The organism is Halorubrum sp. Atlit-28R, assembly GCF_003665955.1.
Lineage (GTDB): Archaea > Halobacteriota > Halobacteria > Halobacteriales > Haloferacaceae > Halorubrum > Halorubrum tropicale.
The window spans coordinates 22,234-38,150 of sequence record NZ_QPLS01000014.1; the positions used below are offsets into that span (position 1 = coordinate 22,234).

General features: G+C 70.7%; 14 protein-coding genes and 3 tRNA genes. 14 read left to right on the plus strand and 3 right to left on the minus strand.

Annotated features, from left to right (window positions below; translation table 11 throughout):
- The first annotated feature begins 44 nt into the window (after positions 1 to 44).
- The 6 genes from DVK06_RS15865 (at position 45) to DVK06_RS15885 (ending at position 5,394) form a co-directional block, all read left to right on the plus strand.
- A complete protein-coding gene (locus DVK06_RS15865) occupies positions 45 to 1,334 on the plus strand; it encodes an adenosylhomocysteinase (protein ID WP_121601009.1) in 1,290 nt (429 codons plus the stop codon).
- Between the two features lie 73 nt (positions 1,335 to 1,407).
- Positions 1,408 to 1,557 carry a hypothetical protein gene (locus tag DVK06_RS19090; protein WP_017341828.1) on the plus strand — a complete coding sequence of 50 codons (150 nt, stop codon included), beginning with the start codon at positions 1,408 to 1,410 and terminating at the stop codon, positions 1,555 to 1,557.
- 89 nt (positions 1,558 to 1,646) lie between these two features.
- Positions 1,647 to 2,399: an endonuclease NucS gene (gene nucS, locus DVK06_RS15870; RefSeq protein ID WP_121601010.1), complete on the plus strand. Its 753-nt coding sequence runs from the start codon at positions 1,647 to 1,649 to the stop codon at positions 2,397 to 2,399.
- A gap of 128 nt (positions 2,400 to 2,527) precedes the next feature.
- On the plus strand, positions 2,528 to 3,058 hold the full coding sequence (locus tag DVK06_RS15875) for a 50S ribosomal protein L16 (protein ID WP_053770214.1): 531 nt from the start codon (positions 2,528 to 2,530) through the stop codon (positions 3,056 to 3,058).
- 138 nt (positions 3,059 to 3,196) lie between these two features.
- Complete coding sequence (locus DVK06_RS15880) at positions 3,197 to 5,251, plus strand: DEAD/DEAH box helicase (RefSeq protein WP_121601011.1); 2,055 nt, start codon at positions 3,197 to 3,199, stop codon at positions 5,249 to 5,251.
- 72 nt (positions 5,252 to 5,323) lie between these two features.
- Positions 5,324 to 5,394: transfer RNA gene (locus DVK06_RS15885), tRNA-Pro, on the plus strand.
- Positions 5,395 to 5,724: 330 nt separating this feature from the next.
- Here the strand turns inward: DVK06_RS15885 and DVK06_RS15890 are convergent.
- Genes DVK06_RS15890 through DVK06_RS15895 form a run of 3 tightly spaced genes read right to left on the minus strand, consistent with a single transcriptional unit; the run spans position 5,725 to position 8,210 of the window.
- Complete coding sequence (locus DVK06_RS15890) at positions 5,725 to 6,810, minus strand: hybrid sensor histidine kinase/response regulator (protein ID WP_137710712.1); 1,086 nt, start codon at positions 6,808 to 6,810, stop codon at positions 5,725 to 5,727.
- 46 nt (positions 6,811 to 6,856) lie between these two features.
- Positions 6,857 to 7,333: a response regulator gene (locus DVK06_RS19095; RefSeq protein ID WP_199236336.1), complete on the minus strand. Its 477-nt coding sequence runs from the start codon at positions 7,331 to 7,333 to the stop codon at positions 6,857 to 6,859.
- On the minus strand, positions 7,320 to 8,210 hold the full coding sequence (locus tag DVK06_RS15895; protein WP_199236335.1) for a winged helix-turn-helix transcriptional regulator: 891 nt from the start codon (positions 8,208 to 8,210) through the stop codon (positions 7,320 to 7,322). The genes DVK06_RS19095 and DVK06_RS15895 overlap by 14 nt, the downstream gene beginning before the upstream one ends.
- Before the next feature lie 337 nt (positions 8,211 to 8,547).
- On the opposite strand from DVK06_RS15895, the gene DVK06_RS15900 reads away from it, so the two are divergent.
- The 8 genes from DVK06_RS15900 to DVK06_RS15935 all read left to right on the plus strand — a co-directional run bounded on the left by DVK06_RS15900 (position 8,548) and on the right by DVK06_RS15935 (position 15,741).
- Positions 8,548 to 9,657 (plus strand): FIST signal transduction protein, encoded by a 1,110-nt coding sequence (locus DVK06_RS15900; protein WP_121601013.1) that lies wholly within the window; start codon positions 8,548 to 8,550, stop codon positions 9,655 to 9,657.
- Entirely contained in the window at positions 9,654 to 11,654 is a 2,001-nt protein-coding gene (locus tag DVK06_RS15905) for an ATP-binding protein (RefSeq protein ID WP_121601014.1), read from the plus strand. The genes DVK06_RS15900 and DVK06_RS15905 overlap by 4 nt, the downstream gene beginning before the upstream one ends.
- Positions 11,655 to 11,744: 90 nt before the next feature.
- Positions 11,745 to 12,338: a hypothetical protein gene (locus DVK06_RS15910; protein WP_121601015.1), complete on the plus strand. Its 594-nt coding sequence runs from the start codon at positions 11,745 to 11,747 to the stop codon at positions 12,336 to 12,338.
- Between the two features lie 63 nt (positions 12,339 to 12,401).
- Positions 12,402 to 13,493, plus strand: coding sequence for a signal peptidase I (locus DVK06_RS15915; RefSeq protein WP_121601016.1), 1,092 nt, complete (start codon positions 12,402 to 12,404; stop codon positions 13,491 to 13,493).
- The gene (locus tag DVK06_RS15920; protein WP_147438128.1) at positions 13,490 to 14,323 is read left to right on the plus strand and encodes a hypothetical protein; all 834 of its coding nucleotides are present in this window, start codon (positions 13,490 to 13,492) and stop codon (positions 14,321 to 14,323) included. Before DVK06_RS15915 ends, DVK06_RS15920 begins: the two co-directional genes overlap by 4 nt.
- A 128-nt stretch (positions 14,324 to 14,451) precedes the next feature.
- A complete protein-coding gene (locus DVK06_RS15925) occupies positions 14,452 to 15,471 on the plus strand; it encodes a DUF5305 family protein (protein WP_147438129.1) in 1,020 nt (339 codons plus the stop codon).
- Positions 15,472 to 15,520: 49 nt separating this feature from the next.
- Positions 15,521 to 15,591 (plus strand) — tRNA-Pro (locus DVK06_RS15930).
- 76 nt (positions 15,592 to 15,667) lie between these two features.
- A tRNA-Phe gene (locus DVK06_RS15935) sits at positions 15,668 to 15,741 on the plus strand.
- The last annotated feature ends 176 nt before the right edge of the window (positions 15,742 to 15,917 follow it).

Sequence of the window (15,917 nt, forward strand, 5' to 3'; positions counted from 1 at the left end):
CCGGTGTCGGCAGGGTTTAGTGCGCCGTGAGCGAAGCGATCGGTATGAGCGAGACCGCGTATCCGCCGGTGTCACAGCACCTCTCGGACGTCGATACGGCCCGAGAGGAGGGGCGCCGGAAGATGGACTGGGCGCTCCAGCACATGCCGATATTGAACGCCCTCCGCGAGGAGTTCGTCGACGAGCAGCCGCTCGCGGGCGAGACGATCGCGATGGCGATGCACGTAGAAGCGAAGACGGCGAACCTCGTCGAACTGCTCGCAGAGGGCGGCGCCGAGGTGGCGATCACCGGCTGTAACCCCCTCTCGACGCACGACGACGTGTCGGCCGCGCTCGACGCCCACGAGTCGATCACCTCCTACGCCGTGCGCGGCGTGGACGACGACGAGTACTACGACGCGATGCACGCCTGCATCGCCCACGAGCCGACCATCACCGTCGACGACGGGATGGACATGGTGAAGCTCGTCCACGAGGAGTACCCCGACCTGATCGACTCCATCGTCGGCGGCGCCGAGGAGACGACCACGGGCGTCGACCGCCTGCGCGCGATGGACGCCGACGGCGAGCTCCACTACCCCGTCTTCGCGGTGAACGACACGCCGATGAAGCAGCTGTTCGACAACGTCCACGGCACGGGCGAGTCGTCGCTCGCGACCATCGCGATGACGACGAACCTCTCGTGGGCCGGGAAGAACGTCGTCGTCGGCGGCTACGGCCAGTGCGGGAAGGGCGTCGCCAAGAAGGCCGCCGGACAGAACGCGAACGTCATCGTCTGCGAGGTCGACCCGCGGAAGGCCCTAGAGGCGCACATGGAGGGGTACGAGGTGCTCCCCATGGCGGAGGCCGCGAAGAAAGGCGACGTGTTCATCACGACGACGGGCAACCGCGACGTGATCACCCGCGAGCACTTCGAGGCGATGGACGACGGCGTCCTGCTCGCGAACGCCGGCCACTTCGACGTTGAGGTGAACCTGGAGGACTTAGACGACCTCGCCGTCGACCGCTACGAGGTCCGCGACGGCGTCGAGGGGTTCGAGATGGAGGACGGCCGCGTCCTGAACGTCATCGCGGAGGGGCGACTGGTCAACCTCGCCGCGCCCATCGCTCTCGGCCACCCGGTCGAGGTGATGGACCAGAGCTTCGGCGTCCAGGCGGTCGTCGTGCGCGAGCTGGCCGCGAACGGCGACGCGTACGACGCCGGCGTCCACGACGTGCCCGACGAGCTCGACCGCGAGGTCGCGGACATCAAGCTGGCCGCCGAGGGCGTCGAGTACGACGCCCTCACCGACGAGCAGCGCGAGTACATGGGCAGCTGGGAACACGGGACCTGAGACGGCGCGGGACGCCCGGCGGTCGCCCAGCCGCCTTCGACCCGTTTTTGTGCCGCCCGACCGTACCGATCCCATGAACCTCACCGCGGTGTTACACGCCGGATTCGGTGTCTCGGTGCTGGCCGGAATCCTCGTCTCGGACACGACGCTTCGGATCGCCGCCTTCGCGCTCGGCGTCGTCCTCTTCGTCGCCGGTATCGTCGTCTCGCGGCGCGGCGACTGAGAGGGAGCGGACGCGCTGACGGTCCCGACCGAGCGGCTACGGCCCCCGGCGCGCGCCCTTTTTCACTCGGAACCGCCTACGACGCACCAGTGACAGTCACGAGCGTCCACGACCCGAGCCACCGCGAGGCCCTCTGGGAGCTGGAGGACGCCTTCGGACGCGGGGACCTCGTCAGCCTGTTCGGCCGCTGTACGGTCTCCTACGAGGGACGCGCGGCCTCTGACCTCGGCGCCGGCGACCGGCTGCTCGTGTTGAAGCCCGACGGCGCCGCCCTCGTCCACACCGACGAGGGGCGCCAGCCGGTCAACTGGCAGCCGCCGGGGTCGGAACACCACGCCGCGGTCCGAGAGGGGCGGCTCCGGGTGCGCTCGACCAGGAGCAACCCCGACGAGACCCTGACGGTCCGCTTTTCGGACGTTCACCAGCTCTCGGCGATGGCCGTCACGGGCGGGCGCGACCTCACCCTCCACGGCAGCGAGGAGGACCTCCGAACCCGGATCGTAGAGCGCCCCGACCTCGTCGAACCCGGGTTCGAGCCCCGCGAGACCGAGCGCCCCTCCAGCGCCGGCCCGATGGACGTCTTCGGCGTCGACGCCGACGGGACGCCGGTCGTCGTCGAGCTGAAGCGCCGCCGGGTCGGCCCGGACGCCGTGGGACAGCTGGCGCGGTACGTGCGGGCGCTCCGCGAGGAACTGGGCGTCGGCGACGCGGGCGAGGCCGACGACGACTCCCCCGCGGTCCGCGGCATCCTGGTCGCGCCGTCGGTCACCGACCGGGCCGCGGAGCGGCTCGCGGACCGCGGGTTCGACCACGTCGCGCTCGAACCGACGCCCGAGGAGTGAGCCGAGCGGCGTGCCAACGCGGGACGCGATCGGGCCGAACGGCGGCGCTGACGCCCGCGGAGCCGACGAGGGCGCCTCGCTATCGAAGGGTTTATCGCCGCAGCGAGGGCTACATCGGACAAGTAGCCATGTCTGACAAACCCGCCTCCATGTATCGGACGATCGACAAGCCGTCGTACACCCGCCGCGAGTACATCACGGGCATCCCCGGCTCGAAGATCGCCCAGCACAACATGGGCGACCTCTCCGCGGAGCCGGACGACTACCCCGTCCAGATCAGCCTCCGCGTCGAGGAGGAGCTCCAGGTCCGACACGGCTCGCTCGAGAGCGCGCGCCTGTCGGCGAACCGCCACCTGATCAAGGAGCTCGGCGAGGGCAACTACAAGATGACCCTCCGCAAGTTCCCCCACCAGGTCATCCGGGAGAACAAGCAGGCGACCGGCGCCGGCGCGGACCGCGTCTCCGACGGCATGCGCCAGGCGTTCGGGAAGCCGGTCGGCACCGCCGCGCGGCTCGACAAGGACGACGTGATCTTCACCGCGTACTGCGACGTCGACCAGGCGCCCGTCGTGAAGGAGGCGTTCCGCCGCGCGTACAACAAGCTCTCGCCGCCGTGCCGGATCACGGTCGACCGCGGCGAGAAGCTCCTCGTCTCGTAACGACCCCCGACCGCCCCGTCCGTGAGGCGGGTTCTTCTCCGCGCGTTCGCGTGACGTAGCCGCGGCACTTCGCAGCCGTTCGGGGCGCCGCGCGGCGAGCCGAACTCCTGAAATACCTCGCTCGCGTACCGCACGGCAGTGTCACAGCAGCTGGCCGAGGTCGAGACGCTGTTCCTCCACGAGTCGCGGAGCGACTACACCGTGGTCGCGAACCGCGACGGCAAGCGCGTGCTCCGGGGGCGGCTCGAACTCAAGGAGACCTCCGCGGGCCCCCGCCCGGGGAAGTTCCGAGTGATCCGCGACGGCGAGGACCACCCCCGCCAGCCGGACGAGTTCGTCGACCTCGCGCGGGCGGCCGGCCGGATCCGCATCTCCGAGCAGACCACGCCCGAGAACCGGGCGCGGCTGAAGGAGATGCTGGACGGCTACCAGCTGGAGGCGACGGCGGTCCGGACCTGCCGGCGCTGCGCGAGCGACGGGCGGTACGGACCGATCACGAGCGAGGACGCGATCGAACACAACGGCGAGCTGATCTGCCGGGACTGTGCCCGCCGAGAGCTAGAGCGGGAGCTGTCGTACAAAGGCGAGTTCACGGGTGCGGCCGAGGAGCGCTTAGAGGAGCTGCTGTACGAGTCGGGCGACTTAGACCGGATCGTGAGTCTGCTTCAGGGTGGGCTCGACCCCGACCTCACGAAGTACGACGAGGTCTCGGCGAACGTCGACGACGTCTCGCCGGTGCGGACCGAGGACTTAGACCTCCATCCGGACCTCTCCGCGCACCTCCAGGGCCGGTTCGAGGAGCTGCTTCCGGTCCAGAGCCTCTCGGTGCGGAACGGGCTCTTGGACGGCGACGACCAGCTGGTCGTGAGCGCGACCGCGACGGGGAAGACCCTCGTCGGCGAGCTGACCGGGGTCGACCGCGCGCTGAAGGGCGACGGGAAGCTGCTCTTCCTGGTGCCGCTCGTCGCGCTCGCGAACCAGAAGCACGAGGACTTCGAGGACCGCTACGGCGACCTGCTCGACGTGTCGATCCGCGTCGGCTCCTCGCGGGTGAACGACGACGGCAACCGCTTCGACCCGAGCGCCGACGTGATCGTCGGCACCTACGAGGGAATCGACCACGCGCTCCGAACGGGGAAGGACCTCGGCGACGTGGGCACGGTCGTCATCGACGAGGTCCACACGCTGAAGGAGGGCGAGCGCGGCCACCGGCTCGACGGGCTCATCTCGCGGCTGAAGTACTACAGCGAAGAGCGGATGCGGACGCGTTCGGGATACGACGGCACGCAGTTCGTCTACCTCTCGGCGACCGTCGGGAACCCCGAGTGGCTCGCGGAGAAGCTGCGGGCGACGCTGATCGAGTACGAGGAGCGGCCCGTCCCGATCGAGCGCCACGTCACGTTCGCGGACGGCCGCGAGAAGGCGCAGATCGCCGACAAACTCGTGAAACGCGAGTTCGACACGAAGTCCTCGAAGGGGTACCGCGGGCAGACGATCATCTTCACGAACTCGCGGCGGCGCTGCCACGAGATCAGCCGGAAGCTGCGGTACGACTCCGCACCGTACCACGCCGGCCTCGACTACGGGCGTCGGAAGAAGGTAGAACGCCAGTTCGGGAACCAGGACCTCTCCGCGGTCGTCACCACCGCGGCGCTGGCGGCCGGCGTCGACTTCCCGGCCTCGCAGGTGATCTTCGACTCGCTGGCGATGGGGATCGAGTGGCTCTCCGTGCAGGAGTTCTCGCAGATGCTCGGGCGCGCCGGGCGCCCCGACTACCACGACCGCGGCCGCGTCTACCTCCTCGTCGAGCCCGACGGCGTCTACCACGGCTCGATGGACCGCACCGAGGACGAGGTGGCGTTCACCCTCCTGAAAGGCGAGATGGAGGACGTGGCGACCCACTACGACGAGACCGCCGCGGCCGAGGAGACGCTCGCGAACGTCGTCGTCGCCGGCAAGAAGGCCAAGCGCCTCAACGACCGCATGATCGGCGAAGTCCCCACCAAGCACGCGCTCGGAAAGCTGTTGGAGTGGGAGTTCATCGACGGCTTCGAGCCGACGCCGCTCGGTCGGGGCGTCACCAGGCACTTCCTCGCGCCCGACGAGGCGTTCTTCATTCTCGACGCGGTCCGGAAGGGGACCGACCCCTACGACATCGTCGCCGACCTCGAACTGCGCGACGACGAGGAGTGAGGGCGGCCGCGGTCGCCCGCGCGCGGAGCGCAACGAAACCCTTTAGCGGCCGATGCGGGTAGATGTAGGCGCGGGACCGTGGGTTAGTGGTATACTCCGGGCCTTGGGTGCCCGTGACCCCGGTTCGAATCCGGGCGGTCCCACTCCTGCGGCGCGAGCGACTCCGCGAGCGCCGCGGCCGTGGAGCGGATTCGAAGCAGGGAGCGGAGCGAGCGACGTGAGCGGAGCGACTGTGGTTCGAATCCGGGCGGTCCCACTCCTGCGGCGCGAGCGACTCCGCGAGCGCCGCGGCCGTGGAGAGGGGTAAGCCGGTGAATCGACACCGTCGCCCCGGACCCCGCACCGTCCCGCCGCCTTTCGAAGTCGTTTTGCCCCGGATCGCCATTCATCGAGATGCGAGCCGCCTTATGTCAGGCTGGGAGAACACCCGATCGAAGACCGAGCCGTCCCCCGTTCCCGCGAGCGGAATCGTTTTACGCTCGTTCGAGGGTGACCCGAACGCGCGTCCCTGAGTCGGGATCGGCCTCGACGGAGAAGGTCCCGCCGTACCGTTCGACGAACGTACCGACGAGGAAGAGGCCGAGGCCGACGTCGGTGAGATCGGTCGGGTCGTCGGCCTCGGCGACCACGCGCCGAACTCGCTCCGGCATCCCGGCGCCGTTGTCGCCCACCTCGATGACCACCGTCTCCTCGCGTTCGCGGACGTCGACGGTCACCTCGGGGGCATCCGCGCCGTTGTGGACGACCGCGTTGTCGAGGAGGTTCCGGACGACGACGCCGAGGAATCGGTCGGCCCGAGCGACGACCGTGTCGTCGAGGCCGCCGACCGCCGTCCGGACGCCCTCGTGGCGTCGTTCGAGCCTGTCTATCTCCTCTTCAACGATGTCGTTCAGGACGACCGAGACGAGCGCGTCCCCGTCGCCGTCGAGCGCCTCGAGGAGCGCGCCGGCGGACTCCGTCGACGCGACGATGCTCTCGCCCGCCTCGACGATGCGCGAAACCGCGCGCGCCTCCGCCGGGTCGTCGGGGTCGATCCCCTCCGCCCAGCCGAGGACGACGGCCGCGTCGTTGCGGATGTCGTGTCTGACGAGCCAGTTGAGCGCGGCGAGCCGGCGGCGCTGTCGCTCCAGCGCCGCGGCCTGCCGCTTGCGTTCGACGGCGTAACTGATCGTCTTGACGAGGACCCGCGGCGTGACGTGGTCTTTGATCAGGAAGTCCTGGGCGCCGCTGGCGACCGCTCGCTTCCCCATCCTCTCGTCGCCTGCGCCCGTGAGGACGACCACCGCGGCGGACGGGTCGGCGGCGAGCACGCGTTCGACGGTCGCCAGCCCCCGCGAGTCGGGGAGGTTTAAATCGAGTAACACCGCGTCGTAAGGGTCGTCGGACGCCGCGGTCGCGTCGAGCGCCGCCTCGACCGACTCGACGTGCTCGACGCCCGTCGTCTCCACCGTTTCGAGCGGGTCGGCCTGTAACTCCTGGAGCATCGTCCGGTACACCTGCGCGTCGGAGGGGTTGTCCTCCACGAGGAGCACGGACTGGTCGGCGGCCACGGTGTTCACACTCGACCGTCGGTCGGTGGTTAAAAGTAGTTTTACCCGGCGGGCGTCAGCGGCCCTCGGGCGCGGGCCGGCGCTCACCGCCCGTCGTTGTCGCAGCGAACCGGCACGCTCCCGCGACGCGGCGGGCGTACTCGCCGAACGCCAGCGGCTTGATCAGGTAGCAGTTCGCGCCGGCGTCGTACGCGCGGTCGATGTCGCCGGGGTCGTCGGACCCGCTGAACACGACGACCGGGAGCGTCGCCTCGTCGAACCGACGCCGGAGGGCGGCGACGACCGAGTGCCCCGAGCCGTCCGGGAGGTCGACGTCGACGAAGACGAGCGCGGGGAGCGGTTCGTCGCCGCTCGCGAGATCGGCGACGAACCGCTCGGCCGCGGCGACGCTCGCGACCCGAACCACCTCGGCGGCGAGGCTTCGCCGTTCCACCGCGGTCTCGAACATGAGGGCGTCGTGGTCGCTGTCCTCGACGTACGCGAGCCGGGGGATGAGGTGCTGCGCCTCCGCGCGGCGGTCAACCCCCGGCATCCGTGTCCTCCGTCGGGGCGTCGCCCGCCTCGTCGACCAGCCGACGCCACGGCTCGCGCTCACGCAACGCGACGCTCCGCTCCGCCTCGATTCGCGCCAACTCCTCGGCGGCGTCGGCGAAGGGGCCGGTCTCTTCGACCGTCGCCCCGAGTTGGTCCCTGACGAACGCGAGCCGGTGTCGTCGGCCACGGACGTCGCGGGCCGCCGGGGAGAGCTTCTCGAATCGGAGGAGCTCCGCGACGGCGTTCTCCAGCATCGTCCGGCCGATGGGCTTCGAGAGCAGCAGGTCAGCCGAGAGGGAGACGTCCGTCGGACGAACCCGCTCGGAACTGAGGAGGGCCACGGGCACGTACTCGCCGGCCCCCCTGACCGCGTCGGCGACCTCGTCGCCGTGGAGGACCGGAAGCTTCCGGTCGAGGACGGCCGCGTCGATCGACGCGTCGAGGACGTCGAGCGCCTCGCGCCCGTCCGTCGCGGTCACCACGTCGTACGTCGCGGAGAGCCACAGCGAGTACAGCTCGATCTGGCGAACGTCGTCCTCGGCGATCAGGAGGGTCGGGCGGCCGGCGCCGGTGACGTACTGCGCGTCCCAGTCGGCCATCCGCTCGACGATGTCGTAGAGGTCGCCCCCGGCGGCGGTGAGTTCGTACTCGACGCGGACGGGCTGTTCTTGTACGACGTCTCTGGTCACGGTGTCGTACTCGAGGAGGTCCTCTAGGTCGTTCGAGAGCACCTTGTTCGAGATGCCGCCGAGCTCCCGCTGGAGGTCCCCGAACCCCAGCCGCCCGTTCCGCGCGAGAGCTGCGAGAATGCGCGGCTTCCACTTCGCTCCGAGGAGGGAGCGGGCCGCGGAGTCGGTGCCGTCCGTGTCGGTCATGGTCCCTCGGCGGGGGTGTTCGTGGTCATCTGTGGTCTCGCCTCTGTTACCGTGTCGAAGTACAGGCTGGCTAATAACTTGGAGGTGACCCTCGGGGGTGGCCCGCGCGTCACCGCCGCTACAGGTCCGGCGATGCGGACGATCTGTCGGGGGTCGAACCCGAACCGGCCGCCTCGTCGGGTTCGCTGTCAGAGGCACCCCACCCTCGGTCCCCGACCGGCTCGAGAGACTCCCGCCCCCTTCGGGGGTCGGAGACCGCGCCGTACAGGGCGGCGGACTCCCCTGACCTGACGATGCGCTAATATATCTCGCCACCCTCTGGACGACCAGTTGCCTCATGGAGCAGACGTACGTTCCCCCCGATTCCTCCGTCGGCCCCGCGCTCGACGCGCTCGAAGCCGACCCCGACGTGTCCGGCCTCCTCGTCTTCGCGACCGACGCCGCGGGCCCCCACGCGACCGACCTCGCCGAGAGACTAGCCGGCTCATCGCTCGCGGCGTTCGGAGGGGCGTTCCCACAGGTGATCGCCGACGGGACCGCCCGCGAGACGGGGACGCTGCTGCTCGGCCTCCGCGAGGCGCCCGCCGTCACCCTCGTCGAAGGGCTGAGCGACCCCGACGCGGACTTCGACGCGCAGCTTCCCGACCTGCTCGTCGAGGGGTATCGGACGGTGTTCGTCCTCGCGGACGCGTTCGCCACTCGGACGGAGGCGCTCGTCGGGGCGCTGTTCGACGCCTACGGCGTGGAGGTCACCGTCCTCGGAGGCGGGGCGGGGTCGCTCTCGATGGAGCAGGCGCCGTGTCTCCTGACCGAGGACGGCTGGGTCGAGGACGCCGCCGTCGTTGCGGCCACCCGCGCGGCTGGGAGCGTCGGCGTGAGCCACGGCTGGCGGGAGTTCGCCGGGCCGTTCCGCGTCACGGACGCCGACGGTCCCGTGGTGCGCCTCATCGGTGACAGGCCGGCGTTCGAGGTGTACCGCGACCTCGTCGAGCCGGACGTCGGCCGGGAGCTGACCGCCGACAACTTCTTTGAGGTGGCGAAGTCGTACCCGCTCGGGCTGAGCCGGTTCGAGGCCGAGAAGATCGTCCGCGACCCGTTCGAACCGACGGCCGACGGTGGGATCCGCTGTTTCGGCGAGGTCCCCGCCGGCTCGTTCGTCCACGTTCTGAAAGGCGAGCCGGACTCGCTCATCGCGGCCGCCCGCGAGGCCGCGGCGGCCGCCCGCGAGTCGGCGTCGACCGCGGGCGGCGAGGCGCTGTTTTTCGACTGCATCTCGCGCGTGCTCTACCTCGGCGACGAGTTCGACCGGGAGCTCGCCGCGGTCGGCGAGGAGGGCGCGGGGCCGCTCGTCGGCGCGCTCACCGTCGGAGAGATCGCGAACTCCGGGGGCGAGTTCCTCGAACTGTACAACAAGACCGCGGTCGTCGGCGTGGTGAAGGGGCTGTGAGGGGGACGACGGCGACCCCGCCGGAGCAGATCCAGGTGTTCTACGAGATCGCGCTCTCCATCGGCCGGGGGGAGACGGTCGCGGCGGTGGCTCGGACGGCGCTCTCGTCGTATCTCAGGCGGCTGAACTGCTCGACGGGCGGGGTGTTCGAGCGCCGCGAGGCGCCGGACGGGGGTGCGACGTACGACCTCGTCGCCGGCATCCCGCGACAGCCGACGTTCAACGAGGCGTTCGAGGCGGCGACCGACCACCTCGCTGAGGGCGCGGAGCCCGACTCCGCCTGGCACGACGAGGCGCTGCCGGTCGTGGGGTCCCACGAGGGGTCCCACTACTACCTGTTCGACCTGCCGGACTTCGGCGCACTCGTCGTCGTGAAGAACGGAGCGCCCTTCTCTGAGGGGACGCTCGCCGCGCTCGCCCCGCTACACGAGCGACTGGCGGACGCCTGCGCCGGCCGACGAGCGGAACAGGAGGCGCGACGTGCCCGAGAGACGCTCCGGACGGTCGTCGACACGATCCCCCAAGAGGTAGTCGTCGCGGACGCCGACGGGCGGTACAGGCTGGCGAACGAGGCGGCGGCGGCCGCTCGCGGCGTCCGCGTCGAGGAGCTCGAGGGGTCGACCGGTCCGTCTCGTCTCGGCGACCGGGGGGACCGAGGCGTCGGCGACGCCGAGCAGCGGGTCATCGAGACCGGCGACCCGGTCAGGATAGCGGACGAGGAGCTGGTCGACGCCGACGGCGGCGCTCGGACGGTGACGACCGACGTGGTCCCGCTTTCGGTGCCGGGCGAGGCCGGGCGGCAGGCGCTGGTCGTCGCGGCGGACACGACAGAGCGCGTCGAGCGCGAGGAGACGCTCGAACGGACGAACACCGTTCTCAGGACGGTCCTCGACACGCTCCCGGCGGGCGTCTTGGTTGAGGACCCGAACCGAGACATCCTCGCGGTGAACCAGCGGCTGTGCGACCTGCTCGACGTGCCGGTCGACGCGGAGTCGCTCGTGGGTGCGGACTGCGGCGCGGCCGCACACGACCTGAAACACGTGTTTGAGGCGCCGGAGGAGTTCGTCGACCGAGTGGACGAGCGTATCGAGACGCGCGAGCCGGTGACCGACGAACCGCTGACGCTGGCCGACGGGCGGCAGCTCGAACGCGACTACGTACCGTACGAGCTGCCGGACGGTGAGGCGAACCTCTGGGTGTACCGCGACGTGACCGAGCGCGCCGAGCGCGAGGCCGAGCTCCGGGAGACGCGACGCCGGCTGCGTCGCTCGAATCGGGACTTAGAGCAGTTCGCGTACGCGGCGTCGCACGACCTGAAGCAGCCGCTCCGGACGGTCGGGAACTACCTCACCCTGCTCGAAGAGCTCTACGGGGTCGGGTCGACGCTCGACGAGCGCGCGTTCGACCTCGTCGAGAGCGCCGTCGACGCGACCGAGCGGATGCAGTCGATGATCGACGCGCTGCTCCAGTACTCCCGCGTCGACAGCCGCGGCGGCGCCCTGGAGCCGACCCCGCTCGCGGACGTGGTCGACAAAGCCCGGCTCAACCTCACCGTTCGCCTGGAAGACGCGGACGCGACGGTGACCGCCGAGTCGCTGCCGACGGTGCGGGGCGACTCGCGCCTGCTCGTCCAGCTGTTCCAGAACCTGATCGACAACGGCGTGAAGTACAACGACTCGGCGGGCCCCAGCGTCAACGTGGGGGCGAGAGGCGCCGTCGACCCGGCCACGCTCCCCGAGTCGGTCGCCGACAGCCTCGACGCGTCGCGCGAGTGGCGCCACGTGTACGTCGAGGACGACGGCGCGGGGATGGACGAGTCGGCCGTCGAGCGAGCGTTCGACGTGTTCGAGCGGCTGGGGCGGACGGACGTTGACGGCACCGGCGTGGGGCTGGCGCTGTGTCAGCGCATCGTCGAGTACCACGACGGGGCGATCTGGCTCACCTCGGCCCGCGGCGAGGGGACGCGCGTGGACCTGTTGCTCCCGGCGCCGGCCTGACCGGCCCCCGTCGTAACCGCGAGGTGACCCGCCCGGCGATCCCGTGGTTACGGCCCGTATATACCCCGCCTCGTCGCCGGTACGGTTGCAATGACCCGACTGTTCACCACCGTGATCGTCGCCCTGCTGCTCCTCGCGGCGGGCGCGTCCATCAGCACCAGTGCGTTTACCGCGGCGAACGTCGACCGCTCCGCGAACATCGACGTGGTCGCCGACCAGGACGGCCTCCTCGCGCTCACCGACGGGACCTCCGGCCCGCTCGTCTACTACGACGACGAGCAGCTCGCCATCGACTTCGAGCAGGGGACCGCGACCGGCGCGAACACCGACGCGCAGTTCGTCCTCGGTGACGGCACCGACGCGAAGAACGCACACGCGTTCAGCGTGACCAACAACGACGCCGAGGCCCACGACATCGTCGCGACGTACGCCGCCGCGACCGACGACGCGAACGAAGACGACAACGTGGAGTTCGTCGTCTACGACGGCCAAGGCGACGCCGTCGCGACTCTCTCGGAGGAGACCGTCGGGCAGTCGTTCAGCGCCACCGCCGGCCAGACGTTCTACGTCGTCATCACCGTCGACACCGGCCACGGCAACGCCGCCGTCCTCACCAGCGGGAGCGACCTCTCGGGCACGCTCTCGTTCGACATCGACGACAACGCGAACGCGGCGGTGCAATAGCGTCGCTGACGTAGCCGCGCCACCAGCACCGCCCGCTTCCCACCGTTTCAGTACACTCACACCATGCTCCGGACCGCACTCACCGTCGTCGCCCTCGTCGCGCTGGTCGCCCTCGCCCTCTCCGCGGTGACCCCGCTCGGCTTCGGGTACGTCTACTCCGACAGCATGGAGCCGACGCTCGGGGTCGACGACGGGTTCGTCCTCGTCCCCGCGGGCGACGTCGACGTGGGAGACGTCGTCACCTACGAGGACGCCCGCACGGGCGAGCTCGTGACCCACCGCGTCGTCGGCCGCGAGGCCGGCGGGTACCTCACCCGCGGCGACGCGAACTCCGCGACCGACCAAGCGGCGGGCGCGCCCGTCGTGAGCGACGCGGCCGTCCGGGGCGTCCTCCTCGAAGTCGGCGGACGCCCCGTCGTCGTGCCCGGCTTCGGACGCGTCGCCGGCGCGGTCAGCGGCAGCCTCGGCGTCCTCCTCGGGGGGCTCGCGCTCCTCGCGCTCGCGGCGACGCTCCGTCCCCGTCGCCGCGTCGGTCGGTCAGTAGTCCGGTCGGGAGAGGTCGTCTGGCCGGTCGTCGCGACAACGTTCGTCGTCACGGTCGCCCTCGTAGCGATCGCTCCGGCCGGCTACGACGCCTCGTTCGTCGTCACCGAGGCCGGGGTCGGGTCGTCACTCCCGGCCGACGCCGAGGTCGTCCGGGAGGTGGGCGTGTCGGTCGTTCGGTCGCCCGTGGCGACGCTCCTCGTCGAGACCGAGGGCGCCGCCGTCGACGGGCTCCCCGAGGGGACCGTCACCGCGTCGGCGCTCGCGCCGTACACAACCGCGAACGACCGGCGAGCGGTCCCGGTCCCGTTCGTCGACGCGACGATCCCGGTGCTGTCCGAGCGCGCATACGCGCTCCCGCTCGCGATGCGGACCCCGCCGCAGCCGGGGGCGATCACGGCCACGCTCAGGGTGTACCCGTACCCCGCGACGCTGCCCGAAGGGACGCTCCTCGCGCTCCACCGGCTCCATCCCCTCCTCGCGGCCGTCACCTCGGCCGGCGCCGGTCTCCTCCCGTTCGCGGTCGCTTACCGCATCTGCTTCGACGGTCGGGTGCCGCTCCGCCCGCTGGCGACCCTGCGCGCGCCGGTCCTCCGGCGGTGGTCGCGGTGACGCGCCGGCCGCCGCGACGCCGACGCCCGCGAGCGGCGAGCGCCGGGCCTCGGGGCACGCGTCGCGGGTTCCTCGCTGCCGGCGCGGCACTGGTCGGCCTCGGCGCCGCGCGCGGGTCCGGGGCCTACACGGCCGCCTCGCTCGGTCGGGGCTCCGCGCTGCCCGTCGCGAGCGACGCCGCGGGCGTGCTCGGTCTCGACGTCGCTCCCAGCGTCGCGGCCGGGGTCGAGAGCCGGCTCGTGACGGTCACGAACCGCGTCGGTCGGCCCGTCGCGGTGACCGCGACGCTGGCGGAGCCGGTCGGGACCCTCTCGAACGACGCGGGGACGCTCGCGTCCGGCGACTCGCTCGTCGTCGCCGTCGAGGTTTCCTGTGACGACGCGCCGGCCGCCGTGACGTTCTCCGTCGAGGCGACCGCCGCAGACGGCTTCTCCGCGGTCGCGACGCGGCGGGCGAGCGTGGACGCGGCGGGCTGTGCGCCGCCGGCGGCGCGGCCGTCGTTCGAGGAAGTCGAGATCGAAGACGAGTCCAGGCGGAGGAACGGGGGGCCGGCGGTGTACGTCGTCGAATACGAGGTTGACGACCCGGAGAACACGTTCGAGCGGGTGACCGCCGAGTTCGACAATCTCGATCGGGAGGAGACGGAGACGAAGTCGTCGTCCGCCTTGGAAGGGGAGCTATCGTTCAGCAAACGCGGGCAGCGGTTCGGCGATCCCTACCGCATCACGGTCCGCCTGTTCGACGCGAGCGGCGAGGTCGAGAGCGAGCGCATCGAGGTGGAAGACGTCGCCGGCGGCGACGAGGAAGTGTTCGAATCCGAATCGTCGTGAGCGTGGCAGTTCGAGGTTACCTCCGGGTTACGCGACGAGTCACGACGAGGTGATTCCCGGTTTATACCGGTCCGAGTCGGGGTTCAGTACATGTACGCACACCAGTTCACCAGTTCGCGGAGGGGCCGATGATGGGGCCGTGGGCGGAGCGCGCACGGTGGTTCCTCACGACGCGGGGCACGCTCGTCGGCCTCGCGCTCCTCGTCGCCGGGGCGATCCTGCTCGGATCGGTCGGGATCGCCTACGCCGGGTCACCGACGGCGACGACCGTCACCGAACAGCAGGCGGTCGAGACGTTCGACCTCGAACTGGCGACGAGCGCTGTCGTGACCGGAGAGACGACCCTTTTCGCCCCCGGCGAGCGACTCGCGGAGCCGCCGGTGTACCTCGCCGCCGCGACGCCGGTCGTCGACCTCTCGGTCACGAGCACCGTCCCCGACGACCGGCTCGTGACGGTCACCCAGCGCGTCTACCTCGTCACTCGGGCCGTCGAGGACGGCGAGGTGTTCTGGACCGAGCGCCGGCTCCTCGCCGGCGAGACCATCGAGGTGACCGACGGTACGCACACCACCGAGGGGGCGCTGAACGTGACCGAGTACCGGAACACGCGGCTCGCTGCGGTCGCGAGCGAGGTCGGGACGGCCGGTCGCGTCGAGACGGTCGTCGTGGCCGAAACCGAGGTCGACTCCGGCCGGTACGCCGACCGGCTCACCGTCGAGACGCCGCTCGTGACAGACGCCGCCACGTACCGGTTCGGCGACCAGCGCGAGGCGTCGACGACCCGGGCGACGCCCGTCGAGCGCACCGTTCCGGCCGCGAGAGAGGTCTCCGGGTCGCGGCTCGCCGGCGGGACGCTCCTCGCGATCGGCGGGCTCGGCATCGCCGTGCTCGGACGGCGCGAAAGCGATCCCGAGGCGGCCGCCACCGCGAGCCGCGTCCGGTACGGCGAGTGGGTCTCGACCGGAACGGTCGGCCGCCTCGGGAGCAACCGGGTGTCGGTCCGGACCCTCGGCGACCTCGTCGACGTCGCCATCGACTCCGGGCGGCGCGTCGTCCACGACCCCGACCGCGGAATATACGTCGTGCTCGACGACGGGGTGACGTACACGTTCGTCCCTCGGAAGCGGACGCTCGCGAACGAGGAGTGACGGCGCGCAGCGAAACCCCTTGGCAGGTCATCGGGGGGCGTATGGACGCGGGACCGTAAGTTAGTGGTATACTCCGGGCCTTGGGTGTTCGTGACCCCCGTTAGAATCCGGGCGGTCCCACTCCTGCGGCGCGCGATCGGTCGACTGCGGTCTTTCGAAATCCTTTTGTTCGGAATCGGCGTTAGTCCGAGTGCGAGCCGCCTTAGCTCAGACTGGGAGAGCACTCGACTGAAGATCGAGCTGTCCCCCGTTCAAATCGGGGAGGCGGCATAGTTCGAGACGGAGAGCGGAGCGAACCGTCGAGAAAACGACGCCGGGACGATTTGAGCACGGAAGTCGCGCGCAGCGAGGCGAGCACGTCTTCCGGAGTTCAAATCGGGGAGGCGGCATGGCTTTTCGGCGCAATTCACATTCGTCAGTCGTGACTGAAAATCGGATCGACTCCG